The organism is Stenotrophomonas sp. STEN087, from assembly GCF_056759115.1.
The window spans coordinates 1-22492 of record NZ_JBRRCR010000040.1 but is presented as its reverse complement, the minus strand read 5'-3'; the positions used below and the strand labels follow the sequence as shown (position 1 = coordinate 22492).

18 protein-coding genes are annotated in these 22492 nt (G+C 69.2%); 5 read left to right on the top strand and 13 right to left on the bottom strand.

What is annotated here, in order from left to right; translation table 11 throughout:
* Position 1 precedes the first annotated feature (1 nt).
* The 11 genes from ACVOK1_RS12130 to ACVOK1_RS12080 all read right to left on the bottom strand — a co-directional run bounded on the left by ACVOK1_RS12130 (position 2) and on the right by ACVOK1_RS12080 (position 9630).
* Positions 2–484 (bottom strand): DUF3613 domain-containing protein, encoded by a 483-nt coding sequence (locus ACVOK1_RS12130; RefSeq protein ID WP_481562209.1) that lies wholly within the window; start codon positions 482–484, stop codon positions 2–4.
* Positions 481–1362 carry a tetratricopeptide repeat protein gene (locus tag ACVOK1_RS12125; RefSeq protein ID WP_108770701.1) on the bottom strand — a complete coding sequence of 294 codons (882 nt, stop codon included), beginning with the start codon at positions 1360–1362 and terminating at the stop codon, positions 481–483. The genes ACVOK1_RS12130 and ACVOK1_RS12125 overlap by 4 nt, the downstream gene beginning before the upstream one ends.
* 5 nt (positions 1363–1367) lie before the next feature.
* Positions 1368–2297 carry a type II secretion system F family protein gene (locus ACVOK1_RS12120; protein WP_481562208.1) on the bottom strand — a complete coding sequence of 310 codons (930 nt, stop codon included), beginning with the start codon at positions 2295–2297 and terminating at the stop codon, positions 1368–1370.
* Between the two features lie 28 nt (positions 2298–2325).
* Entirely contained in the window at positions 2326–3258 is a 933-nt protein-coding gene (locus tag ACVOK1_RS12115) for a type II secretion system F family protein (protein WP_481562207.1), read from the bottom strand.
* A gap of 1 nt (position 3259) precedes the next feature.
* Complete coding sequence (locus tag ACVOK1_RS12110) at positions 3260–4609, bottom strand: TadA family conjugal transfer-associated ATPase (protein ID WP_481562206.1); 1350 nt, start codon at positions 4607–4609, stop codon at positions 3260–3262.
* A complete protein-coding gene (locus ACVOK1_RS12105) occupies positions 4594–5805 on the bottom strand; it encodes a P-loop NTPase family protein (protein WP_481562205.1) in 1212 nt (403 codons plus the stop codon). Before ACVOK1_RS12105 ends, ACVOK1_RS12110 begins: the two co-directional genes overlap by 16 nt.
* A gap of 69 nt (positions 5806–5874) precedes the next feature.
* On the bottom strand, positions 5875–7233 hold the full coding sequence (locus ACVOK1_RS12100) for a type II and III secretion system protein family protein (RefSeq protein ID WP_481562204.1): 1359 nt from the start codon (positions 7231–7233) through the stop codon (positions 5875–5877).
* Positions 7234–7251: 18 nt separating this feature from the next.
* Entirely contained in the window at positions 7252–8289 is a 1038-nt protein-coding gene (cpaB, locus tag ACVOK1_RS12095) for a Flp pilus assembly protein CpaB (RefSeq protein ID WP_108769094.1), read from the bottom strand.
* A gap of 24 nt (positions 8290–8313) precedes the next feature.
* Positions 8314–8784: a TadE/TadG family type IV pilus assembly protein gene (locus ACVOK1_RS12090; protein WP_481562203.1), complete on the bottom strand. Its 471-nt coding sequence runs from the start codon at positions 8782–8784 to the stop codon at positions 8314–8316.
* Complete coding sequence (locus tag ACVOK1_RS12085) at positions 8781–9326, bottom strand: A24 family peptidase (RefSeq protein ID WP_481562202.1); 546 nt, start codon at positions 9324–9326, stop codon at positions 8781–8783. The genes ACVOK1_RS12090 and ACVOK1_RS12085 overlap by 4 nt, the downstream gene beginning before the upstream one ends.
* Before the next feature lie 109 nt (positions 9327–9435).
* Complete coding sequence (locus ACVOK1_RS12080; protein ID WP_108769091.1) at positions 9436–9630, bottom strand: Flp family type IVb pilin; 195 nt, start codon at positions 9628–9630, stop codon at positions 9436–9438.
* A 664-nt stretch (positions 9631–10294) separates the two neighbouring features.
* On the opposite strand from ACVOK1_RS12080, the gene ACVOK1_RS12075 reads away from it, so the two are divergent.
* From ACVOK1_RS12075 to ACVOK1_RS12060, 4 genes are all read left to right on the top strand, one after another.
* On the top strand, positions 10295–11305 hold the full coding sequence (locus ACVOK1_RS12075) for an AraC family transcriptional regulator (protein WP_481562201.1): 1011 nt from the start codon (positions 10295–10297) through the stop codon (positions 11303–11305).
* 181 nt (positions 11306–11486) lie between these two features.
* Positions 11487–16064, top strand: a complete 4578-nt coding sequence (locus ACVOK1_RS12070) for a YadA-like family protein (RefSeq protein WP_481562200.1) — start codon at positions 11487–11489, stop codon at positions 16062–16064.
* Between the two features lie 62 nt (positions 16065–16126).
* Entirely contained in the window at positions 16127–16966 is an 840-nt protein-coding gene (locus ACVOK1_RS12065; RefSeq protein WP_481562199.1) for an OmpA family protein, read from the top strand.
* Positions 16967–17084: 118 nt separating this feature from the next.
* A complete protein-coding gene (locus tag ACVOK1_RS12060) occupies positions 17085–17375 on the top strand; it encodes a DUF6959 family protein (RefSeq protein ID WP_234456007.1) in 291 nt (96 codons plus the stop codon).
* Positions 17376–17416: 41 nt separating this feature from the next.
* Here ACVOK1_RS12060 and ACVOK1_RS12055 read toward each other — a convergent pair whose 3' ends face one another.
* Together ACVOK1_RS12055 and ACVOK1_RS12050 are read right to left on the bottom strand one after the other, a co-directional pair.
* Positions 17417–19189, bottom strand: a complete 1773-nt coding sequence (locus tag ACVOK1_RS12055) for a chloride channel protein (protein WP_079222151.1) — start codon at positions 19187–19189, stop codon at positions 17417–17419.
* Between the two features lie 63 nt (positions 19190–19252).
* Positions 19253–21328: a TonB-dependent receptor family protein gene (locus ACVOK1_RS12050; protein ID WP_406235965.1), complete on the bottom strand. Its 2076-nt coding sequence runs from the start codon at positions 21326–21328 to the stop codon at positions 19253–19255.
* A gap of 143 nt (positions 21329–21471) precedes the next feature.
* Here ACVOK1_RS12050 and ACVOK1_RS12045 point away from each other — a divergent pair, with 143 nt between their 5' ends.
* The gene (locus ACVOK1_RS12045; RefSeq protein ID WP_481562198.1) at positions 21472–22392 is read left to right on the top strand and encodes a M14 family metallopeptidase; all 921 of its coding nucleotides are present in this window, start codon (positions 21472–21474) and stop codon (positions 22390–22392) included.
* Positions 22393–22492: the final 100 nt, after the last annotated feature.

Here is a 22492-nt window from a genome sequence, read left to right as displayed (position 1 = left end):
CTCAGCGGCCGGAGCCGGACGCGCCGGACGCGGGCGTGACGTCGGTTTCGAAGAACTCCGGAATCTCGTGCTCGAAGCTCTTCAGGTAGCGCGCGTAGCTGGCTGTGGCCTGGTCGCCGAGGATCGGCAGGCGGGCGCCGGCCTGGGTGCCCGAGGCCTGCAGCTGGAACAGGTGGCGCACGGTCGCGCCGTTGCCGGTCGGCACCAGGGCGGCCGTGCTTTGGGCGGCCGGCGGTGCGACCTGCGTGCTGATGGCGGAGGCAGTCGTCGCCACTGCAGGCGCGGTCAGATCCGCGGTGGGCAGCTGCTGGGCCGGTGCCGACGGTGGCGCGTGCACGGGGGCCGGCGCTGCGGGCAGAGGGCCGCCCATCATCTGTCCGGTGAGCGGCGGTTGCGGCGACTGCGCGGCGCTGGCCGAAGCCCACAGCAGGCATGTGGCGGCCAGGGCCATGCGGGGGTGGAACAGGAAAATGGAAGCGGTCATGGCGTGTTCCCGGTGGGGTGGTCGGCACTGCCGAAGCGTTCGAGCATGGACGGCGGCAGGCGCGGGGCGAGGCGATCCTCGCGGTCGCTGCGTGGCGTTTCGGCGGCAATGCGGCCGGGCACGGCCACGCGGGTGGGCATGGCGGTGCGCGCCGCTGCAACGGGGGCGGTTGCCGGCGTGCTGCGCGCGGCGTCACGCTGCTGCCAGCGTGCGCGGATCTGCTGGGCCTGCTCGCTGATGCTGCGCTGTACGTCCGGGCTGAGCTGGGCCTGCGCCGCCAGCCGCTCGGCCGTTGCCGCATCACCGCGAAGCACGGCCCACAGGGCCAGGTTGGCGGTCGCCTTGGCATTGCCCGGCTGCAGCTCCAGCGCCTTGGCCAGTGGTTCGCGTGCCTGCTCCAGCTGGCCGGCACGCAGGCGTGCATAGCCCAGGTCGCCGAGGTAGTCGGTGTTCAACGGCTGCAGGCGGGTAGCGCGCGCCAGCGCCAGTTCGCTGGCGGCATCATCGTTGCGGCGCGCTGCGATCAGGCCCAGGCCGTGCGCGGCAGCGGCGGCCTGGGCGCCGGAATCGAGGCTGCGATAGATGTCGGCGGCCGCGTCGGCCTGGCCGGTCTCGCGCAGAGCGTCGGCCTGCAGCAGGCGCAACGCGGGCGCATCGCCGAAGCGCTGCCGATAGGCATCGACATGGGCCAGCGAGGCAAACCACGCGCCCTGCTGCTGCATGCGCGCGATCAGTTCCAGGTAGGTGTTGCGGCTGTCCTGCGGTGCCGGCGTCGGCTCGGCAAGGCTGGGCCCTTGGCGATAGGCCGGGGTGGTCGAGGCGCAGCCGGCGAGCACGGCCAGGGCGCACAGCAGGTAGGCGGGGCGAAGCGCAGGCATGAGGTTCATCCCATCTTGGTCAAGGTATTGGCCAGCGCCACCAGCGCAGGGCCGGCAAGCACCAGCATCAGTGCCGGCAGCAGGGTCAGCATCATCACCACGGTCATCTTCACCGAGAGCTTTCCGACCTTTTCCTTCAGCGTGTTGCGGCGCTGTTCGCGCAGGCGCGCGCTGAACTGCCGCAGCGGTTCCTGCACCGCGCCGCCATGCGCATGCACCTGCAGGATCAGCTGCACGAGGCTGGACAGGTCGTCATCACCATAGACTTCACTGAGGCGGCGCAGCGATTGCGCGCGTGTGCGGCCGAGCGAATAGGCGGTGTTTGCTTCCTGGATCTCGCGGCCCAGCACGGGCAGCGCATCGCGCAGCTTGTCACCCAGCGTCTGCAGGCTCTGGTCCATGCTGAAGCCCACGCCCTGCAGCAGGCGCAGCAGGTCGATCAGCAGCGGCAGTTCGTTGGATACCGCGCGGCGCCGCCGCTTCACCCAGCTGGACAGCGCGAACTTCGGCAGCAGCAGTCCCGCCGCCAGCGCAGCGATGACCACCATCAGGCGTGACACGCCGGTGGCATCACTCATTGCCAGTGCGGCCACCAGCACCAGCACCGCGAGCATCAGGCGCAGGGCGAGGTAGATGGCGGTGCCACGTCGCGTGTTCCAGCCGGCGAGGTCGAGCAGCAGCCGGTCCTCATTGGCCAGCAGCGCGGCTTCCAGGCGGCCACCGGCAAACACCTGCCCGAGCTGCTGCAGCCAGCCGAAGGAGTCGCGCGCAGGCGCGGGCTCCGGCGGTGCGGCGTCACGCGGGCGCAGTGCGGTCTGCAGGGTCGCGGAGGTGCGCGCTTCGCGGTTGCCACGCACCCAGCCACCGAGGCCGAGCAGGGCCACGCCTGCGGCCAGCACCAGCAGGGCCAGCATCCACCAGGTGGCGGCGCTCATCGCAGGTCTCCCGGGTACAGATGCGTGGTCATAGCGAGCGCGCCAGTCGATACAGCAGGAATCCACCGACCAGCTCCAGGCCGAGGGCCATCAGCAGCACCTTGTGGCCCAGCGGGTCGTGCAGCACGGGCTGGAAGAAATCGGGACTGCTGATCGCCATCAGCACGGCGCAGGCCGGTGGCAGCAGGCCCAGCACCCAAGCCGACATCCTCGTTTCCGAGGTGGTCGCCGCCAGTTCCTGCTGGGCCTGCTCGAGGTCGCGCATGAAATCGCCCATGCGCTGCAGGATCTGGTCGGACCGTCCGCCGATGCGCACGCTGACGCCGATCACCACGGCAAGCACCTTGAGCACGTCCATCTGGTAGGGCTGCGCGGCCAGGCCCAGCGCACGGTCAAGGTCCATGCCGCTGCGCGCGTAGCGCACGGTGGTGTCGAGCATGCCGCGCAGCGGCGCAGTGGTCTGCACCGTTGCGGTCTGGAAGGCCATCTGCAGGCTGTTGCCGAGCGCGGTCAGGCGCACCAGGTTGTCGAGGAAATCCGGCAGCTGGTGCAGCAGGCGTGCACGCAGGCGGGTGGTGCGGCGGACGATCCACAGCCCACAGCCGAGCAGGTACAGGCCCAGCGTGAGCGGGAACATCCACAGCGTGCCCAGGCGCAGCACGGCGACGACGGAAAGCGCGATGCCCGGCACGAGCAGCAGCAGGGGGAGCTTCCAGCCCGGCTCCAGGCCGGCGCGCTGCAGGAAGGCATCCCAGGGCAGGGCGCGCTTGGCTGCTGCGGGCGTGGCACGCGCGGGATCAGCCGCCGGCAGCGGCGTACTGCCACTGCGACCGAGCTGCTGCTCGGCGTGCTGCAACGAGGCCTGGCGCTGCTCGCGGCCGTGCGCGGTGCCCCACAGCCATACGGCCGCAGCCAGCAGAACGGCGACGATGCTCAGCAGCAGGAGCGCGGCGGTGCCCATCTCAGAAGTCTCCGTACAGCGACTCGCGCAGCTGCTGGCGGAACGGCTCCAGCTTGCGCGAATGCGGCTGGAAGCCGAGGCCGATCCAGCGGTTGACCTCCGCGCCGTTCGCGTCCACCTGCACTTCGTGTCGGAACATCTCCTGCGTGGTGATCAGGTTGTCGCTGACCCCGGTGATCTCGGTGATCGACACCAGCACGCGGCGGCCACTGGGCAGTCGCGCGATCTGCACGATGAAGTCGATCGCGCTGGCGATCTGCCGGCGCAGGCTGTCCTCGCTGCCCTGGAAGCCGGCAAAGCCGGCCAGCATCTCGATGCGGTACAGGCAGTCGCGCGGCGAGTTGGCGTGGATGGTGGCCATCGAACCGTCATGGCCGGTGTTCATCGCCTGCAGCATTTCCAGCACCTCGGCGCCACGCACCTCGCCGACCACGATGCGGTCCGGGCGCATGCGCAGGCTGTTGCGCACCAGATCGCGGATGCCGACCGCACCATGGCCGTCGGCACCGCCCACGCGGCTTTCCAGGCGCACCACGTGCGGATGGTTCAGCGACAGCTCGGCGGTGTCTTCCACGGTGATGACGCGCTCGGTTTCCGGCACGTAGCTGGTCAGCGCGTTCAGCAGCGAGGTCTTGCCCGAACTGGTGCCGCCGGAGACCAGGATGTTGCAGCGGCCCAGCACCATGGCCTTGATCAGCGCCTGCATCGGTGCGTCGAAGGTGCCCTTGGCCAGCAGCTCGTCCGGGGTGAAGGGATCCTTGCGGAACTTGCGGATGGACACCATCGGCCCGTCCACGGCCAGCGGCGAGATGATGGCATTGAGGCGGCCGCCGTTGGGCAGGCGCGCATCCACCATCGGATTGGAGTCGTCCAGGCGGCGGCCGATCGGGGCCAGGATGCGGCGCAGGATGCGCAGCAGGTGGGTGTCATCGGTGAAGCGCTGGGTCGCGCGCCGCAGCACGCCCCCCTGCGAAACATGCACGTCCTTGAAGCCGTTGATCAGGATGTCCTCGATCGTCGGGTCGTGCAGCAGGTCATCCAGCGGGCCGAAACCGGTGAGCTCCTTCACCAGCCCCTGGGCGACGGCCTGCATCTCCTCCTCGTTGATGGGGATGCGCCACTCCTGGATGAAGCTGACGGTCTGCACCTGCACCCAGCGCGCGATGGTGTCCGGCGCCCAGGAGTCGATGTCGATCCGCTCGTCTTCGATGCTGTTGAGCAGGCGCTCATGCGCGGCCGACAGCACCTTCTGGTACTGCTCGGTCTGCACGAACGGCGGACTGGCCGGTGCGTTGTCAGGCAGCACGGCGCGCGCCATGGCATTGGGAAACAGGGTCACTTTGTCTTCCATGGCGTTCCACCCAGGGCAAGGGCAAGTCTTTCCCGCAGGCCGGGCGGCAGGGCCGGGCCGGCGGCCGGGTCCAGCCGCGCCACTAGCGGGGCGAGGGCGCGCAGGTACGGATCGCGCGGGGCATCCTGCAGCAGCAGATGGCCGTGGCTGGCCGCGGCCCGCACGCGCGGGCGCTCGGGCAGGGTGGCCAGCAGCGGCAGTTCGAAGCGGCGTGCGATCTGTTCGGGGGTCAGGCCGCTGTGTTCGTCATGACGGTTGACCACCAGCTGCAGCCGGCTTTCGCGTTCACGCTGTCCGCTCAGGTGCTTGAGGGCGTGGTCGAGCGAGACCAGGGTGGCGATGGCGGTGTCGGCCACCAGCCAGATCTCGTCGGCCTGTTCCAGCAGCAGGGGCGGCAGCTGGCGCAGCGGGCAACCGCCGGCATCGCAGAGCACGCTGGTGAAGACCCCGCGCAGGCGCTGCAGCAGCGCGCCGGGATCGGAGGGCGGCACCGCATCGCTGCCGCTGGCGCGGTCGAGCAGGACCAGGCCGCTGGTGTGCCGGGCCATTGCGGTACGTGCGAGCGTGGCGTCGATGCGGCTGGCGTTGCGCAGCGCATCTTCGTAGTGGAAGCGGCTGTCGAGGTTGAGGTACAGCGCGAGATCGCCCGCCGGCTGCGCCAGCTCCATCAGCAGGCCGTCGGTTCCCGTGGCATCGTCGCCCGCATGGCTGCGCCGCTGCTGGGCGAGCACGGCCAGATGTGCGGCCAGGGTGCTGGTGCCGACGCCAGCGCGGACGCCAAGCAGCAGCACAAACCGCGCGCGGTGCGACGGTTGCGGGGCGGCGGCGGTGCGCGGGGAGAGCGCCCGACGCAGGGCGGTCTCGATTGCGCCGTTGTCGCTGTCCAGGTCGAGCACATCGCGCAGACCGGCGCGCAGGGCCATCACCACGCCTTCCACCTGGCCGGTGCCGGTGGCACCCACCGCCATCAGGTTCAGGTCGGGCTGGGTCTGCTGCAGCTGCTCGGCCAGCACGGTCGAAGACGCTGCGTACTCCGGGCGGAAGTCGAGCAGCACCAGGCTGTTGGCGCCCCGCTGCAGGTCCTGTGCCGAGGTCGGCTGCGTGCTGTCCTGCCAGTGCAGCACCGCCGATGCCGGCAGCCGCAGCGCCAGCCGCGGCAGCAGTTCACGATCAATGCCGTACAGGACCAGGTTCATCGCTGGTCCCGTGGCATGCAGTGGCTGGGCGGTGGCGTAGGGCATGGGCGTGGGGTCGGCAGCATCAGGTCAGCGCGAGAAGCCTGGCACCGGGTCCTGGCTGACCGGGCCCAGCAGCCACGCACCCCATTCGGGCATGTGCGGGCGCGACTCGCGGTCGCCGGGCAGCGGCAGTTCGGTGTTGCGGGCCAGCGGCTGCACCAGGCGCGGGGTGACGATGATCACCAGCTCCTTGTCCTGGCGCTTGTAGTCGAGGTTGCGGAAGAAAGAACCGATGATCGGCAGGTCGCCCAGCATCGGGATCTTGTTCACCGTGGAGGCCACCGTTGAACTGACCAGGCCGCCGATGACGAAGCTCTCGCCGTCGCCCAGCTCGACCGTGGTGTCGGCGCGGCGCGTGCTGATCGAGGGGATCTGCACGCCATTGAGGGCGATGGCGTTGGTGTAGTCGAGGTCGCTGGCTTCGGGCGCCACCTTCAGTGCGATGCGGTTGGCCGACAGCACGGTGGGGGTGACGGTCAGGCCGATGCCGAAGGGCTTGTAGGTGACGGTGGTGGTGCCCAGGCCCTGCGGTTCGAGGATCGGCAGCTCGCCGCCGGCCAGGAAGCTCGCGCTCTGGCCGGACAGTGCAACCAGGGTCGGCTCGGCCAGGACGCGGGCCATGCCATTGCTCTGCAGCAGGTCGACGTCGGCATTCCACAGGCCCTTGGTCGAGCCGAACACCAGCCGGAACGCGGAGGAGATCGGCGACTCTGCTTCATTGCTGCTGCCGCCTTCCGCCATTCCCGGCAACACGCCGGTGTTGCCCGGCAGGATGCCGCCGGGGCGGGCGAAGCCGTAGGCGAAGCCACCGTTGCGGTTCTGGAAGCTGATGCCGATCTGCTTCAGTGCGGTCTTGTTGAACTCGACCACCTTCACTTCCACCTGCACCACGCCGCCACTGGCGATGGTGGAGGCGTCGGCCAGCATGCCGTCCTTGCCCAGGGCCATGGCCGCGGTCTTCTGCTCCTGCATGTGGGTCAGCATGCTGTCGCTGCTTCCCTGCAGCAGTCCCTGCTGGTCCTGCTGGGTGAACACCAGGCCGTTGCGGCCGGCATCCGCGGCGCCCTGCACGGCGCTCTGTACGCGCACCTGCAGGCGCTGCGGCTCGCCCTGCTTCTTGTGCCACAGCAGCAGGGTGGTGGTGCCGGGCGCCTTGCCGACCAGCAGTGCCTGGCGCTGGCCGCGCAGCATCACCACGTCGGCCACGCCCGGATCGGCGATCGCCACCCGTTCGAGATCGGCCGGCAGCGTCCACGGACGCTGCTCGCGGGCCTGCAGCACCAGCTCATCTGCCGCCACGCCCGTGCCGGGCGCCAGCAGCACCAGCAGCAGGGCCAGCCAGCGTTGGCGGGCGGTCGGGCGGGGATGCGGGCGATGTACGGTCATGGAAGGTCTCGGGGCAGGTCAAAGGGAACCGCGGGGGGCTGCACTGTCGCCACGGATGATCTCGATGCCGGCCGGGCGCGCGGCGGCGCGGCGCGGTGCGGCCGGGCGCGTCGTCGTCTCGGCCACCGGCCGCGGTCGGGCTGCGCCGCCGGCCAGGCCATCGCCGTCGATGCCGGCGTAGGCATTGTTCTCGGGGCGCTGCAGCGCTTCCTGTTGTTCGCTGTCGAGGCCGCGCAGCGGATCCAGCACGCCGCGTGCCTGCGGGAACAGGGCAATGTCGGGCAGGCCGGCATCGGCGGGGTTGCGCAGCGCCAGGAACAGCTTGCCCTGCTGCGCGCCCAGCAGCAGGCGGTTGGCTTCGTCCACCGGCACCGCCAGCACCGCGCTGCGTGCAGGCTGGGCGGTGTCGCTGCGGCTGCCCGTGCTGGCGCTGCCGGTGATGTCGTCGGCTCGCGGGTCGTCGCCCTGCGCGCTGCCGCTGTTTTCCGTGCCGGCCTGGGCCGTGTCCACGGCGATGTCCTGCTGGCCGTAGCTGAGCACGCGCAGGCGGGACAGCAGCAGGCGGGTCTGCGCCGGTTCCGGCTTGCCGTTCGTGCTGTTGTTGGCGCTGCGCAGGTTGAGGAAGACATCGACGAAATCGCCCGGCAGGATGCGGTTGCCCGCACCCACCAGCTCATCGACCGGCACCGCCAACGCGCGCTCGCCGGGGCGAAGCTGCAGCGAGAAACCCTGCGCCAGCAGGCCACGGCTGACCGTGGTGCCCTCGGCGATGTCCTGCACCGGCACCTTGCCGAGCACCGCGGCCAGGTCGGACGAGGCGCCCGGTTCGGCGCTGGTGCGTTGCGCCAGGCGTACGCCATCGGCGCGGATCGGTTCGCCGGCCGGCAGTCGTGCCACGGCTTCCACCACGGTGATGGTGCGTGCGTCGGTGGTCGAGGCCGCCATGGGCGCGGTCGCCGTGGTGGCGGGCTTGCGCCCCACCATGAACGCCACCACCGCAAGCAGCGCGGCCAGGGCGATCAGTGCGACGGCGGCGATGCGGGTCAACTTGAGCATGGAACCATCTCCTGAAACCGATCGTCAGTTGCTGCCGAGATCGAGCTGGGCGACCGCAACGCTGCGGATCGGGGCCTTCATCACCCAGCCGTACAGCGTGCCGGTGCCGGGAAGGAAGGGGTGGCTTGAATAGTCGTAGCTGACCGTGACGGTCACGCACTGCGCGCTGGCCAGGCCGCTGCACGCCGCCGGCGGCGAGACCACGATGGCGCCGCTGCTGCCGGCCGCGCTGCAGTCCGGCTCCTGGCCCGAGAAGCGCAGCAGCCATTGCATCGAGCGGCGTGCGGCCGAGCATGCGGCGACGCGACGTTCGGCGGTGCTGCCGAAGCGCAGGGATGCGCGCGCGCCTTCGGCCGATGCGGTCGCCAGCGTCTGCTGCGCGGCCATGATCATCACGCCGGAAAAGGTGAGCATCAGCAGCGGAAGGAAGCCGAGCATCATCATCAGTGCGTACTCGATGGTGATGACGCCGCGTTGGGATCGGATCGTCTTCATGGCAGTACTCCCTGGGTCGAGGCCGCGACCCAGCCGATGGCGGCGAAGGCGAGATAAGCGGCGTAGGGGATGCCCTGGCGTCCCTGGCGGGCGAGGTGCATGTCCTTGATGGCCGGGCGCGCCTGCCAGTGTGCGCTCCATCGCGTGCAGTGCAGTTGCAGGCGTGGCGATACCCAAGGCATCACCCGTCGCGTGCTGATCACCAGCACCGCGTGCAGGCCTGCCACCAGGCTTGCGGCGATCCAGATCGGCAGCAGGGCGTTCCAGCCCAGCAGCAACCCCAGCACGGCGAAGAACTTGACGTCACCGGCACCCATCCAGCCGAGCGCGTAGAAAGGCAGCAGCGATGCCAGCCCCAGCGCGGCGCCCAGCAGGTGCCCCCACCATGGCAGGTGTGGGCCGGAAAACTGACCGGCGACAATCAACGGGAGGGCAAGCGCGCACGCTCCGACCAGCCAGGCATTGGGGACACGGCGGGCATACAGATCGCTGATCGCGATGCGCAGGCTCAAACCCATGGCCAACAGCCCCAGTAACGTCATCCCACACCCTCAGCGTCCATCAATGGACCGTTTCTGTTTCAGCACTTTCAGTTCTTTCAGCGATCCGCAGCCGCGGCCGCGTGGGCCGCGTGCGGACCGTGGCGGCGAGTTACCCGCCGGCGCCGACGCCTGCGGCCTTGTCAGCCAGATCGGTCAGGTTCGAGAAGAGTTTCTGGAAGAAGTCGGTGATCTCCTTGCCGCCGATGGCGATGATCACGCCGGCAATAACCGCTGCCAGCAGGCCATATTCCAGCGCGGTCACGCCGTCTTCTTCGTTGAGGAACTTGCGGATCGATGCGTTCATGACGGTTGTCTCCCTATACCAGTCAGGTTTACGTGTATTACCCAGGTTGAATGGGCGCCCGGCTCCGCCGGGTCCATCCATGGACCCCCGCCGTCCTGGCAGGGGGACATGGCGGGACAGTCCCGCCATGGTCAATCAACGTGATCCCTGTCCCCGGGAGGCAGCCTGCACACGAGCGCCATCGCGCGGCGTCATGTCGCGGGTCGGCAGTGTGCGGATGGCGTGCATGTGCATGTTTCCCCCTGGGTGAGGCCGATGCCTGGGCCGGATCACCATGGGTTCGACTTTTGCCCGAATGGCGTGGTGCCGCAAGCGCAATCAATATGCAAATTCGGCAGAGTGCGATTTTCACGTGAAATATCCGGGCCGCTGCCGTGAAGGAAATCCGTTACCCGACATATCCGTTCATTTGGATCGAGTAAATGGCTGCAAGGCCTTGCGGCATGCGAGTTCCGTGCCAGTGGCGTACACATTTCGAAACATTGAACATTAACCGTCTACGTAATGCATCACTGTTTACGGACGCTCATTTACACGCAATACTTCAACGCAATCGAAACGTACCCGTGGCACCCGGCGGCAATGCAGGCAGGGCTCGCTACGGCACGATGAATGGATTGCGGCGCGCGCCCTGTAAGGCAGTGGGGGCGGCGGATACGGACTCATGGGGGACGACACTGTCATGGAAGGTGGGGTGGGCGATATCGAAGGCGGCCAGCTCGACGACGGCGAACTCCGGTCGATCGACCTGGCGACGCTGAGCGGTGTGCTTCGCGTCTGTGATCTGGAACTGCTGCTGCTCGACGGCAACGGGCCCAAGGCTGCCTTCTCTTCGCGGGTGCACGATGAAGCGCTGTTCTGCAGCATCACCTGCGGCTTCCATTGCCGTGGGCGCTTCATGCTGCCGCCGGACTGGGCGATGCTCGGCTTCGTGCATGCCACCGATGAAGTGCAGAGCTGGTGCCACGGCGTGCCGATGGTGGCGGGCATGTCGTTCACGGTGCTGCCCGAAGGCATCAGTGAGTTCACGCTCAGCGCCGGCACCCAGATCACCGTCATGCTGCTGCCGGTGGCGCGGGTGCAGCGCAAACTCACCGAGCTGAGCCTGCGCAGCACGCCACCGGCGGGCCAGGCGCTGAGCCTGGTGCAGCTGCCCATCGACAGCAAGGCGCTGGCCAACCATTACCTGCAGCTGCACGCGCAACTGGGGCAGGGTGCGGCACTGCAGCCGGAAGAGACCGACCGCCTGCTGCACGAACACATCCAGGCGCTGCTGGCGGCCGGGCCTGCCGATCGCCCCGGCTTCACCCGCGCGCGGCGGACGCACTACCTCATCGCGCAGCGCGCCGAGAACTTCATGCGCCTCAACCTGCGGCGCAACATCTATATGAATGAAATCTGCGATGCGGCCGGGGTCAGCGAACGTGGCCTGCGCTACGCGTTCGAAGACCTGTTCGGCGTGTCGCCCAACCGCTACCTGTCGATGCTACGGCTGTGCGCCGCCTGCCGCAGCCTGTCGATGGCGGACTCCAGCCGCCGCTCGGTCAAGGCCATCGCACTCAGTTGCGGCCTGTGGGATCTCTCCCGCTTTGCCGACAACTACCGCAAGGTGTTCGGCGAACTGCCGCGCGACACGTTGATGCGCTCGCCGGCACAGATGGGCCAACCGGCCTGAAACAGGCGCGCTGCCGAATCTGCATATCCGCCTGCCGAATCCGCCCGTGGCTTTGCCGGAATGCGCGATTGCCCTGCCGGAATGAAGTGCCCCACCCACGTTGAAGACGCTGAAATATCAGTCACGTGCCAACCGGCATGCCCACTGGATTTCAAGTCGTTCGTCAACGGGGGAAGTGCTCATGAACCGCATTTACCGGCGTGTATGGAACCGCCAGCTCAATGCTCTTGTTGTGGCCTCGGAACTGGCCACCGGCGATGGTGGAGCGACCACGCTCCGCGATCCGCAATCGAAACTGCTGGTGCCCAGTGCATTGGCCCTGGCGCTGCTGGGCGTTCTTGCCAGCGGCACCGCTGCCGCCAGTGAAGCCAACCAGTCGCTGCGCGACCTGCAGGCTCTGGCTGCCAAGTACACCCAGACCATGCCGGTCAAGGTGGATGCGGAAGCGGCCCTCGCCGCCGCTGCGCGCCAGGCACAGACCAGCCCGGCCATCAGTACCGATGCGCGCATCGGCCTGCAGCTGAGCACCACCGGCCTGCCGGTCGTGCGCGATGTGCTGCCGGCCACCGTCAAGGTGTCGCTGGGCGCGGGCAACACGCCGCAGCAGGTGGCTGCACCGGCCGTGGCCGCCGATGTGCGCGCTTCGGTCGGGCTGGGCAGCAGCACCCGTGTCGACACCGCGCTCGGTGCGCAGCTGGCGCCGCAGGCACAGGCACCGCTGGCATTGTCCACCACCGCCGCCGCCAAGGCGGAGGTGGGCGTGGCCGGTACGCAGGTTGCCAGTCTCGATACCAAGGCCGCCGTTGCCGCCAATGGTGCGGCGACGCCGACCACTTCGCTGTCCGGCCTGAAGGCCGCGGTCGATGGCCAGGTCGATGCGAAGCTGGCGCTGGCCGGCCATGCCATTGAAGGCCAGGGCCAGGTTGGCGCGACGGTGGCGGCCACGCTGCCGGCGAAGGAAGAGCTGCCGGGTGAAACCGAGGATCGTGCACTGACCGCCGGGCTCGATGGCTCCGTCGCGGGCAAGGTGCGCGTGCTCGGTCCTGATGGTGAAGCCGTCATCGCCGACCGCAACCTGAAGCTGGCCGGCACCTCGGTGGTGGGCGCACAGACCAGTTCGCTGGGCCTGGGCGGCCTGCTCACCGGCGTCGGCAGTGCGCTGGAGGGTGTCGGCGGCGCCGTCGGCAGCCTGGTCAACGGCGATCTCAACGGCACGGTCGGCAACCTCGGCGGTGCCGTGGGTGGCCTGCTCGGCAACACCCTGGGTGGGCTCGGCCTGACCCAGCCGTCGGCGATCCCGCCGGACAGCCCGAAGGCACCCGCCGCGGCCGATCCCAATGCCGGCCTGATCATCGGCACCGGCGGCCTGGTCGGCGGTCTGGGCGCATTGATCGGCCCGACCACCGCCAGCCTGTTCGGTGGCACCGGCTACCTGACCAACGGTAACCTCAATGTCAGCACCGCCAATGTCATGCAGACCTATTCGACGGTCAACGTGCTGGGCATTCCGGTGGTCAACGCCACCCCGGTCGGCACCACGCTGAATGGCCTGGGCGGTGCGGTCACCGGTGGCAGCTCGCACCTCACCCTGATCGGCGGCGTCACGTCGGACAGCTACATCTACAACATCAACAACGGCAACCCGGGCGGCCTGCTCGGCCTGCTGCTGCCGGGGCAGTCGCCTGACTGGGCGGCCAAGTGCCTGGATATCGGCCTGGCCGACATCTCCTGCTGGGCGGTCAACGCCGCGCAGGACTACCAGGTGCTGATGGGCGACGGCGCCTATGCCAATGGCTCGCGCGAAGTAGTGATCGGTGCCAACGCACGCCACGAACTGCCGCAGGTCGATGCCAACATCGCCTTCCCTGGCAACGGTACCAACGATCCGACCAACCCCACTGGCGTGCCCACCGCCGACTACGCCGCGCGCATGGGTCATTCGGTGATCGTCGGCGACAGCGCCGTCGGCACCGCCAACGGGCAGACCCTGCTCGGTGCCGAGGCCACCTCCGACCAGGCCAACTCGGTGGCACTGGGCTACCGTTCGGCCGCACTGCGCGGCGCGCAGGCCAGCTACAGCGCGTATGGCCTGACCGCTGCGCAGGTGTCCGCCGGTGAAGTGTCGGTGGGCAGTGCCGACGGTGGCGAGCGGCAGATCACCAACCTGGCGGCTGGTAGTGCCAACACGGATGCGGTCAACGTCGCGCAGCTGCGGGGCGCGATCAGCCAGATCGATGCGCTGGGCGACGTCGCCGTCACCTACGACCTCGACGAAGCCGGTGATCCGGATTACCGGCGCGTCACCCTGGGCAACGGCACCGGCACCACCACGCTGTCCAACCTGGCGGCGGGCGCGATCAGCGCCGGCAGCACCGAAGCGGTCAACGGCAGCCAGCTGTTCACCAGCAACGATGCGATCACGCGCTTCTTCGGCGGCCGCACCGCCTTCGATCCGGCCACCGGTGCCTTCACCGCGCCGTTGTTCGAGATCAGCACCATCTCCGATGACGGCGCCATCGCGCAGGGCGCCTACGAGAACGCCACCGATGCCTTCGACGCGGTCGATGGTTCGCTGGTCAACCTCAACACGCAGATCAACGACATCCGCAACGGCGGCACCAAGTACCTGCGGGTGAACTCCACCGGCGTGGAAGCCGTGGCCACCGGCGCCGACTCCATCGCCGTGGGCAGCAACGCGCAGGCCACCGCCGCCAACAGCATCGCCGTCGGCGCAGGCAGCCTTGCCGACCGTGACAACACCGTCTCCGTGGGCGCCGCCGGTGCGGAACGGCAGGTCACCCACGTGGCCGCGGCCACCGAGGCGACCGATGCGGTCAACCTGGGCCAGCTGCAGGCATCGGAGGAGGGCGCGCTGCGCTACGACCTCAACGCCGATGGCAGCGTGGACTACGCCAGCGCCACGCTGGGCCAGGGCGGTACCGCCACCACCCTGCGCAACCTGGGCCCAGGCGAGGTCAGCGCGCTCAGCAGCGAGGCCATCAACGGTGCGCAGCTGTTCGCCGCCAACCAGACCGTGGCCACCCATCTGGGCGGCGGCGCAGCGCTCGATGCCAACGGCGTGGTCACCGCGCCCACCTACACCATCAACAACGTGGCCGCCAACGGCACCATCAGCCAGGGCAGCTACAACGACGTGGGCAGTGCCTTCGATGCGGTGAGCAACTCGCTGGCCAACGTGGTCGACCAGACCGACGAACTGGACATGCGCGCAGTGAAATACGATGTGGATGCAAACGGCGACATGATGGATTCGGTCACCCTCAGCGGAACCGGCGGCGCAGCGGTGCGGCTGACCAACGTGGCGGCCGGCAGCATCCAGGCGGGCAGCAGCGATGCCATCACCGGCGACCAGCTGTTCGCCACCCATGCCACCATCGCCAACTACTTCGGCGGCAGCACCACCTACGATGGCGCCACCTCGCAGTGGACCGCACCGTCCTTCAGCATTTCCAGCATCGCCACCGACGGCAGCATCTCGCTCAACGACTACAGCAACGTCACCGCTGCGTTCTCGGCGGTCGATGGTTCGCTGCGCACCCTCAACCAGCGCATCCTCAACGGCAGCGCCAGCCCCTACCTGGCGGTCAATTCGGCCGCTGCCGCCGCCACCGCGACCGGCGATGAAGCCGTGGCGGTCGGCCCGCAGGCCAGCGCGGCCGGTGCCTCCAGCGTGGCGGTCGGCAACGGCGCCAGCGCCAGCGCCGACAACAGCGTGGCCCTGGGCAGCGGCTCGGTCGCCAGCGTCGGCGCGCAGACCGGCTACACCGGTGCGTACGGCGAGGCCGGTGCCAGCAACTCGGCCGGTGAGGTGTCGGTGGGCAGCAGCGGTGCCGAGCGCAAGATCACCAACGTGGCCGATGGCTCCGATGACCACGATGCGACCAACGTTGGCCAGCTGAACAACGGCGTGAACTACGCCATCGACCAGTCCAAGGCCTATACCGACCAGAAGATCCAGAACATCACCAACGTGGCCGGCAGCTTCCGCGCCAACAACAGCAACAACCTGGCCGATCCGGCCGCGACCGGTGCCAACTCCGCCGCCGGTGGTGCGGGTTCCACCGCCGCCGGGTCCAACTCCACCGCACTGGGCAACGGTGCACAGGCGCAGGCCGACAACTCGGTGGCACTGGGCGCCGGCTCCGTCGCCGACCGTGCCAACACCGTGTCGGTCGGCGCCGCCGGTGCCGAGCGCCAGGTGGTCAACGTGGCCGACGGTACCCAGGCCACCGACGCGGTCAACGTGCGCCAGCTGCAGGCCTCGCAGCAGGGCACGCTGCGCTATGACACCACCACCAACGGCGATACCAACTACAACAGCGTCACCCTCGGCAGCACCACCAGCGGGCCGACCACGGTGCGCAACGTTGCGGCCGGTACGGCGGGCACCGACGCGGTCAACGTCGACCAGCTGCGCGCCGGCATGTCGCAGACCCTGGACTGGTCCAAGGCCTACACCGACGAGCGCATGGGCGGCTTCGAGCGCGAACTGCGCAAGACCGACAACCGCGCCTCGGCCGGCATTGCCTCGGCGATGGCCACCGCAGCGCTGCCGCAGCCCAGTGAAGCGGGCCGCAGCATGGCCTCGTTCGCGGCGGGCAGCTACAACGGCGAATCCGGCATGGCCCTGGGCATTTCCGGTGTCTCCGAAGGCGGGCGCTGGATCTACAAGTTCAGCGGTTCGACCAACACCCGTGGCGAAGCCGGCGTAGCCGTCGGCGCCGGCATCCAGTGGTAAGTGCCCGGGCCGGGCTGCCCGTCAGCCCGGCCGCGCCCACCACATCGACAGGGGGAATCCCAATGACGTTCCAACACACCTCGCGGCCCGGTCCGTTCGCCGCGTCGCTCATCCTGGTCCTGGCCGCCGGCCTGCTGGCCGGTTGCCGCAGCACTGCACCCGCCGGCGACGCGCCGGCCGCCGACACGCTGGTCAGCTTCCCCGAAGCCAGCAAGGCATCGCTTAAGGAAGGCACCTATCCCGACGTCGCAGACCTGCGCCGTTTCGCCCCCGGCATGAGCAAGCGCCAGCTGTACGCGCTGCTCGGCACGCCGCACTTCAACGAAGGCATGTGGGGCGTGCGCCAGTGGAATTACCTGTTCAACTTCCGCACCGCCCAGGGCGCGGAGTACTTCACCTGCCAGTTCCAGGTGCAGTTCGATGGCAAGGGCATCGCCCAGGCCGGGCACTGGAAGCCGCAGGCCTGTGCGGCCGTGCTGGATCCACCTGCGCCGCCGCCGGTGGCCGCGGCACCGGCACCGTTGCCGGCCCAGCCGCTGCGCCTGTCGGCCGATGCGCTGTTCGGCTTCGACAGCGACGTGCTCAGCCAGGCCGGCCAGTCGGCGGTGCAGGGCGTGCTTGCACAGGTGCGTGAAGCCAGCCAGGTGCAGTCGATCCAGGTGGTCGGCTACACCGATCGTATCGGCGGCGCCGACTACAACCAGCGGCTGTCGCAGCGACGTGCCGAGTCGGTGCGGGTGGCGCTGGTGCAGGGCGGGGTACCTGCACAGACCATCAGCGCGGAAGGTCGCGGCGCCGCCGACCCCCTCGTGCAGTGCACGCAGCAGAACCAGCGCGAACTGATCGCGTGCCTGGCCCCGAACCGCCGCGTGCAGATCGCCGGCACCGCCCGGCGCGACTGAGTGCCTCGCCGGCCCTGCCGGCGCCCGTGTTTCCCCCCTGATCCGCCGGCCGGCGTGGATGCGTCTCCCCCGTCATCTCCGTCCGCCGGCGGGCCAGGTTTTTTCCATGGTGCGCGCGATGAATGCCCAATTCCTGCCCTTGTCCATGAAGACGGAAACCACAGTCAGCGTGTATGGCCAGCTCGGCAACCATTCGGTGGTGCGCATTCCCGGCCGGCGCCTGCCGGGCCTGATCCTGCAGGCCGACACCGTGGCCGGGTTCCTCACCCAGCTGCAGGACGCCCAGGCCTGCCTGCGCAGCGGGCGCGCGCAACGTGCCGACGCAGAGTTGGACATGCTGATCGACACGCTGCAGCAGTGGTACGCATTGATCGAATCACGCCTGGCCGACGCCGGCGAAGCGCTGTAGCGGTCGCGGGTTCTGCCATCCACGCCATGCGTGGATGAAGGTCAATCGCTGTCTTCGACGCGCTCGCCCATCAGTTCGCGCTGGCGCTTGTCCAGCTCCTCGGCGTAGCGCTTGCGTACGAAGGCTTCGGAAACTACGCCCAGCACCTGGCCATCGCTGGCCACCACCGCCAGTTCGTCGGCCTGGGTCTGGTCGAAGCGCTGCATCACCGCCACCACGTTGGCGTTGGCGGCCAGCGCGACGTCGCGGTTCTCGGCGTAGTCGCCCACCACCGCATCCGGCTTCACGCCGTCGCCGTACATGCGCGGGATCTGCACGATGCCGGCGTAGTGGCCTTCGCTGTCCACCAGGATCACGCGGCCGCCGGAGCCCAGCGGGAAGCGCTGGCGGAACGAGGCCGTGTCCAGGTCGGCCGGTGCGGTGGCCACGCCCTTGCGCATCATCCGCCCGGCATTGAGGTTCTGCACCCAGCCCACGTCGCGTGCGCTCTTGATGGTCTCGCCGCGCAGGTGCATGCGCCAGGTCGAGAACGAGTAGCCGAACCACTGCCGCACCAGGGTGCTGGACACCAGCACCGCGCTCATCACCACACTGGTCAGCAGGAAGTCGTGGGTGCCTTCCAGCACCAGCATGGCCATGGTCATCGGTGCGCCGACCACGGCGGCGGCGAGTGCGGCCATGCCGGCGAGCGCGGCCGAGGTGGCATCGATCACCGGCACGCCGGTGGCCATTGCCAGCAGGCCGGCAAACAGCGCGCCTACCAGCGTGCCCATGAACAGCGAGGCGAAGAACAGGCCGCCACGGAAGCCGAAGCCCAGCGAGATGCCGGAGGCCAGGCACTTGAGGGTCAGCAGGGCGCCGATCCAGATCAGCGGCAGGTGGGTGGTCAGGTCCAGGTGCAGGGCGCCGTGGCCGGAGGACAGCACCTGCGGGCTGGCCATCGCCAGCGGAATCAGCAGCAGTCCACCCAGCACCGGCCGGCCCCACAGCGGCAGCGGGCTGCGCTTGACCGTGCCCTCGATCGAGGCGATCAGCCGCATCACCAGGATGCCGACCATCGCGCAGCAGCAGCCGAGCAGGCCGTAGATGGCGTAGTCGGCGGCGCGCACGTCGATGGTGGACGCGGCCGGCAGCAGGTAGGCGTCGATGCCGGCCTGGTCGGCCACGAACGCGCCGGCCAGCGCGGCCACGGCCACCGGGGCCAGCGCGGCCGGCGTGTAGGCGCCGATGACGATCTCGAAGGCATAGAAGGCACCGGCCAGCGGTGCGCCGAAGGCGGCGGCGATGGCACCGGCCGAGCCGGCCCCGACCAGGATGCGCACGTCGTTGCGGCGCAGGCGCATCACCCGGCCCAGCTGCGAGCCGCTGCCAGCGCCCATCTGCGTGTACGACGCCTCCAGTCCGACCGAGGCGCCGCAGCCGTTGGAGATCAGGGTCTGGGTCAGCACGATCAGGTTGTCGCGCATCGACATGCGGCCGCCGTGCAGGGCGTTGGCTTCCACGGCATCGAGCAGGGGGCGCTTGAGGCGGGTGGCGGCCAGGGCGACCAGGCCGACCAGCAGGCCGCCCAGTGGCAGCACCAGCAGGGCGGTCCACGGCAGCGAGGGCAGGGAGCTCAGCCGGATGCCTTCATCCAGGCCGTACAGCGCGGCCTGGAGCCAGCGTGCGATGCCCGATTGCAGCAGGGTCAGGCCGCCGGCGAGCAGCCCGACCACCAGGGCGAGGGCGATGAACCACAGGTCGCTGCCGCGCAGGCGCAGGCGCAGGCCCTGGAACGCCAGATGCAGGCGTGATGGCGAAGCGTGGGAGGACATGGTGGCGGCATGATACGCCGCCACCGTGATCGCTGCCCTCACCGCATCGGGCGGCTGGGGGGCTTAGAAGCGGTAGCGGCCCTGCACGTAGAAGGTGCGCGGCGCGGCCACCATGCGCCCGGCGTTGCCGTCGACATTGCGGGTGTACCAGCGCTTGTCGGCCAGGTTGTTCACGCCCAGCGCGATCTCGCTGTCACCCAGGCCCGGCACCTGCCAGGCCACCTGCGCGTTCAACAGGCGCACGCCCGGCACCCGGCCCACGCGCGCATCGGCGCTCTCGGCCCAGGTGTTGGCGGCATCGGAGAACTGCCCGCTCTGGTGCGTGCTGGAGACGTTGAACGTCCAGGCGGCAATGGCGTAGCGGGCGCCGATGCTGTCGGTGTCACGCGAGTAGAACGGCACGTCCAGGCCGCGGTTGTCGCCGGACTGCTGGATGGCCTTGGTCCAGGTGTAGTTGGCGTACAGCTCCAGGCCGGCCAGCGCGCTGTCCTCGGCGAAACGGTACTCCAGCGCGCTTTCCACGCCCTTGTGGTCGGTGGCGCCGATGTTCTGGAAGGTTGGCGGGGTGATGCCCGGCACCTGCTGGATCTGGTTGTCGAAGCGCATCTTGAACACGGTCACTTCCGCGCGCAGGGCGCCGTCCTGCCAGCGCGCACCCAGTTCGGTGGTCTTGGCCACTTCCGGGTTCAGCGGGTTGCTGGCGGTCTGCGAGTTCAGCTGGATGTTCTGCACCGGCCCGAACGAGGTGGTGTAGTTGCCGAACACGGTCAGCTGCGGGGTCAGCAGGTAGGCGATGTTGATCGACGGCAGCGCCTTGTCGTTGCGGCTGCTGAAGGTGGCGCCGCCACCGGCCTGGCGGCGGTCCATGTCGATCCATTCCATGCGCACGCCCGGGGTGATGCGCCACTGGCCGACGGCGATGCGGTCGTCCACGTAGAACGCATGCGCGTCGGTGGCGTTGTCGAAGCGGGTGATCGCACTTTCCACGCCGGTGCGGCGGACCACGGTGTAGCTGCGGTCGTTGCCACGCTCGCGCAGGAAGCGGTAGCCGGCGGTGATGTCATGTACGGTGCTGCCCCAGCGCAGGCGCTGGGTGTAGCGCGGCTCGATGCCGAGCACGCGGTAGTCGCGCGGCTGCACGGTCAGCTGGGTGTTGGCGGCGTTGATCAGCGAGCTGGCGCGGTTGCTCTCGTTGTAATAGGCCAGCACCTCGAACTCGCTGTCGGCCGACAGGGTGTTGGTGTAGCCCAGGTCGATGCCGGTGCGGTGGCCCTTCCAGAAATCGGTGGGCCGGGTGTTCTGGAACGGATCGGCCTCGTACTGGGCGCGGGTCAGGCCGCCCGGGGTCAGCGAGCGCACATCGTAGTAGGACAGCTTGGCGCGTAGCTCCTGCTGTTCGTCGATGGCATAGGCGAACTTCAGGGCCAGGTCGTCGAAGCGGTCATCGCTGCCCTGGCGCCAGCCGCGGCCGTCCTGGCCGGAATACAGCAGGGCCATGCCCAGGCCGTTGTCGGCGGTGCCGCCGAGGAAGGCGTTGTACTGGGTGCTGTCGCCGCCACCGTGGTCGTTGGCGCTGTAGCGCACGCCCGCTTCACCATGCAGGCCGGCCTCGGTGGGGATGGCGCGGGTGCTGAAGTTGATGATGCCGCCGACGTTCTGCGGCCCGTAACGCACGGCACCGCCGCCGCGCACCACGTCGATGGACTCGATGTTGGACAGGCTGGTCGGGGCGAACGACAGCTGCGGCTGGCCATACGGCGCCACCGCCAGCGGCACGCCGTCAAGCAGCACGGTCGAGCGCGGCGAGTAACGGCCGGTCAGGCCGCGCACGCCGATGTTCAGCGAGACCGAGCTGCCGGCGGTGCCGGAGTTGTCGGTGACCTGCACGCCCGGGATGCGGCGCATGGCATCGCCGATGCTGGCCGCGCCGCTGGCGTCGATGCGCTGGCGGTCGACCACGGTGCGCGCGCCGGCAAAGCTCTTCACGCTGTCGTGCAGGCCGGTGCCCAGCCAGCTGCCGGAGACCTGGATGCTGTCCAAGGTGGTGGCACTGTCCTGCGCGAAGGCGGTGGCGGACAGGCACAGGGTGAGGGCGGCGGCCAGGGGCAGGCGGGCCGGGGGCAGGATTCGGAAGGGCATGGAGGCGGGCGCGGAAGGGTCGTAAATGAGAATTATTGCTGATTCCATTCGCCAATGGAATGCACCTTTGGAGGGTTGCGGATGAACGGCGGCGGAGGGCGGTGCTAGAGTGGGCGATTGCTTCCTGACTGCCGAGATCTGCCATGTCCACTGCCGCTTTCTACCCCGTCGGAACCCCTGGCCAGCCGTGGGGCACGGCGGAGCGGGAGCAGTGGCGCGGCCGCCAGCAGCGCCTGCGCCGCTATGACGAGGAAGTGCTGCCGCGCATCGAGGCCCTGGCTGACCGCTTCGACAAAGTGGCCTATGGCCAGCTGGACTACGCCGGCGAGACCTACACCCTGTACGCGCTGCGCAGCCGCGGCTGGAACCCGGCGCTGCCGGCGGCGCTGGTCACCGGCGGCGTGCATGGCTATGAAACCAGCGGCGTGATGGGCGCGCTGGACTTCCTCGAAAAGCACGCGGCCGACTACGCCGGCAAAGCCAACCTGCTGGTGGCGCCGTGCGTGAACCCGTGGGGTTTCGAGCGCATCAACCGCTGGAACTACGATGCCATCGACCCGAACCGCAACTTCCGCGCCGATGGTCCGGCCCGCGAATCGACGGCGGTCATCGAGCTGATCGCCCCGTACCAGGGCCAGTTCGTGCTGCACATCGACCTGCACGAGACCACCGACAGCGACGAGAGCGAGTTCCGCCCGGCGCTGGCCGCGCGCGATGGCAAGCCGTTCGAGCCGGGCCTGATCCCCGATGGCTTCTACCTGGTCGATGACAGCGAGAACCCGCAGCCGGCATTCCAGCAGGCAGTGATCGTCGCCGTCGAGCAGGTGACCCATATCGCCCCGGCCGATGAGAAGAACGAGATCATCGGCTCTCCGGTGGTCGCCCACGGCGTCATCGAGTACCCGCTGGTGAAGCTGGCGCTGTGCGCGGGCATCACCGGTGCGAAGTACACCACCACCACCGAGGTCTACCCGGACAGCCCGCGCGCGACGCCGGCGCAGTGCAACGACGCACAGGTGGCGGCGGTGCGCTCGGCGCTGGAGTACGCGCTGGCCAATGGTTGAGAGGTAGTGCCGGGCGCGGGTGGGGGGCGTGGGGGGGCGCACGGGTCCCGGGCGGGGCGGGCCCCCACGGATTAACCCCGGCCCGGCCGGGGGACCCCTT

Excerpts from the sequence above, each read along its gene's own strand:
- ACVOK1_RS12130 (WP_481562209.1), bottom strand. The coding sequence starts at position 484 with ATGACCGCTTCCATTTTCCTGTTCCACCCCCGCATGGCCCTGGCCGCC.
- ACVOK1_RS12125 (WP_108770701.1), bottom strand. The coding sequence starts at position 1,362 with ATGCCTGCGCTTCGCCCCGCCTACCTGCTGTGCGCCCTGGCCGTGCTC.
- ACVOK1_RS12120 (WP_481562208.1), bottom strand. The coding sequence starts at position 2,297 with ATGAGCGCCGCCACCTGGTGGATGCTGGCCCTGCTGGTGCTGGCCGCA.
- ACVOK1_RS12115 (WP_481562207.1), bottom strand. The coding sequence starts at position 3,258 with ATGGGCACCGCCGCGCTCCTGCTGCTGAGCATCGTCGCCGTTCTGCTG.
- ACVOK1_RS12110 (WP_481562206.1), bottom strand. The coding sequence starts at position 4,609 with ATGGAAGACAAAGTGACCCTGTTTCCCAATGCCATGGCGCGCGCCGTG.
- ACVOK1_RS12105 (WP_481562205.1), bottom strand. The coding sequence starts at position 5,805 with ATGAACCTGGTCCTGTACGGCATTGATCGTGAACTGCTGCCGCGGCTG.
- ACVOK1_RS12100 (WP_481562204.1), bottom strand. The coding sequence starts at position 7,233 with ATGACCGTACATCGCCCGCATCCCCGCCCGACCGCCCGCCAACGCTGG.
- cpaB (WP_108769094.1), bottom strand. The coding sequence starts at position 8,289 with ATGCTCAAGTTGACCCGCATCGCCGCCGTCGCACTGATCGCCCTGGCC.
- ACVOK1_RS12090 (WP_481562203.1), bottom strand. The coding sequence starts at position 8,784 with ATGAAGACGATCCGATCCCAACGCGGCGTCATCACCATCGAGTACGCA.
- ACVOK1_RS12085 (WP_481562202.1), bottom strand. The coding sequence starts at position 9,326 with ATGACGTTACTGGGGCTGTTGGCCATGGGTTTGAGCCTGCGCATCGCG.
- ACVOK1_RS12080 (WP_108769091.1), bottom strand. The coding sequence starts at position 9,630 with ATGAACGCATCGATCCGCAAGTTCCTCAACGAAGAAGACGGCGTGACC.
- ACVOK1_RS12075 (WP_481562201.1), top strand. The coding sequence starts at position 10,295 with ATGGGGGACGACACTGTCATGGAAGGTGGGGTGGGCGATATCGAAGGC.
- ACVOK1_RS12070 (WP_481562200.1), top strand. The coding sequence starts at position 11,487 with ATGAACCGCATTTACCGGCGTGTATGGAACCGCCAGCTCAATGCTCTT.
- ACVOK1_RS12065 (WP_481562199.1), top strand. The coding sequence starts at position 16,127 with ATGACGTTCCAACACACCTCGCGGCCCGGTCCGTTCGCCGCGTCGCTC.
- ACVOK1_RS12060 (WP_234456007.1), top strand. The coding sequence starts at position 17,085 with ATGAATGCCCAATTCCTGCCCTTGTCCATGAAGACGGAAACCACAGTC.
- ACVOK1_RS12055 (WP_079222151.1), bottom strand. The coding sequence starts at position 19,189 with ATGTCCTCCCACGCTTCGCCATCACGCCTGCATCTGGCGTTCCAGGGC.
- ACVOK1_RS12050 (WP_406235965.1), bottom strand. The coding sequence starts at position 21,328 with ATGCCCTTCCGAATCCTGCCCCCGGCCCGCCTGCCCCTGGCCGCCGCC.
- ACVOK1_RS12045 (WP_481562198.1), top strand. The coding sequence starts at position 21,472 with ATGTCCACTGCCGCTTTCTACCCCGTCGGAACCCCTGGCCAGCCGTGG.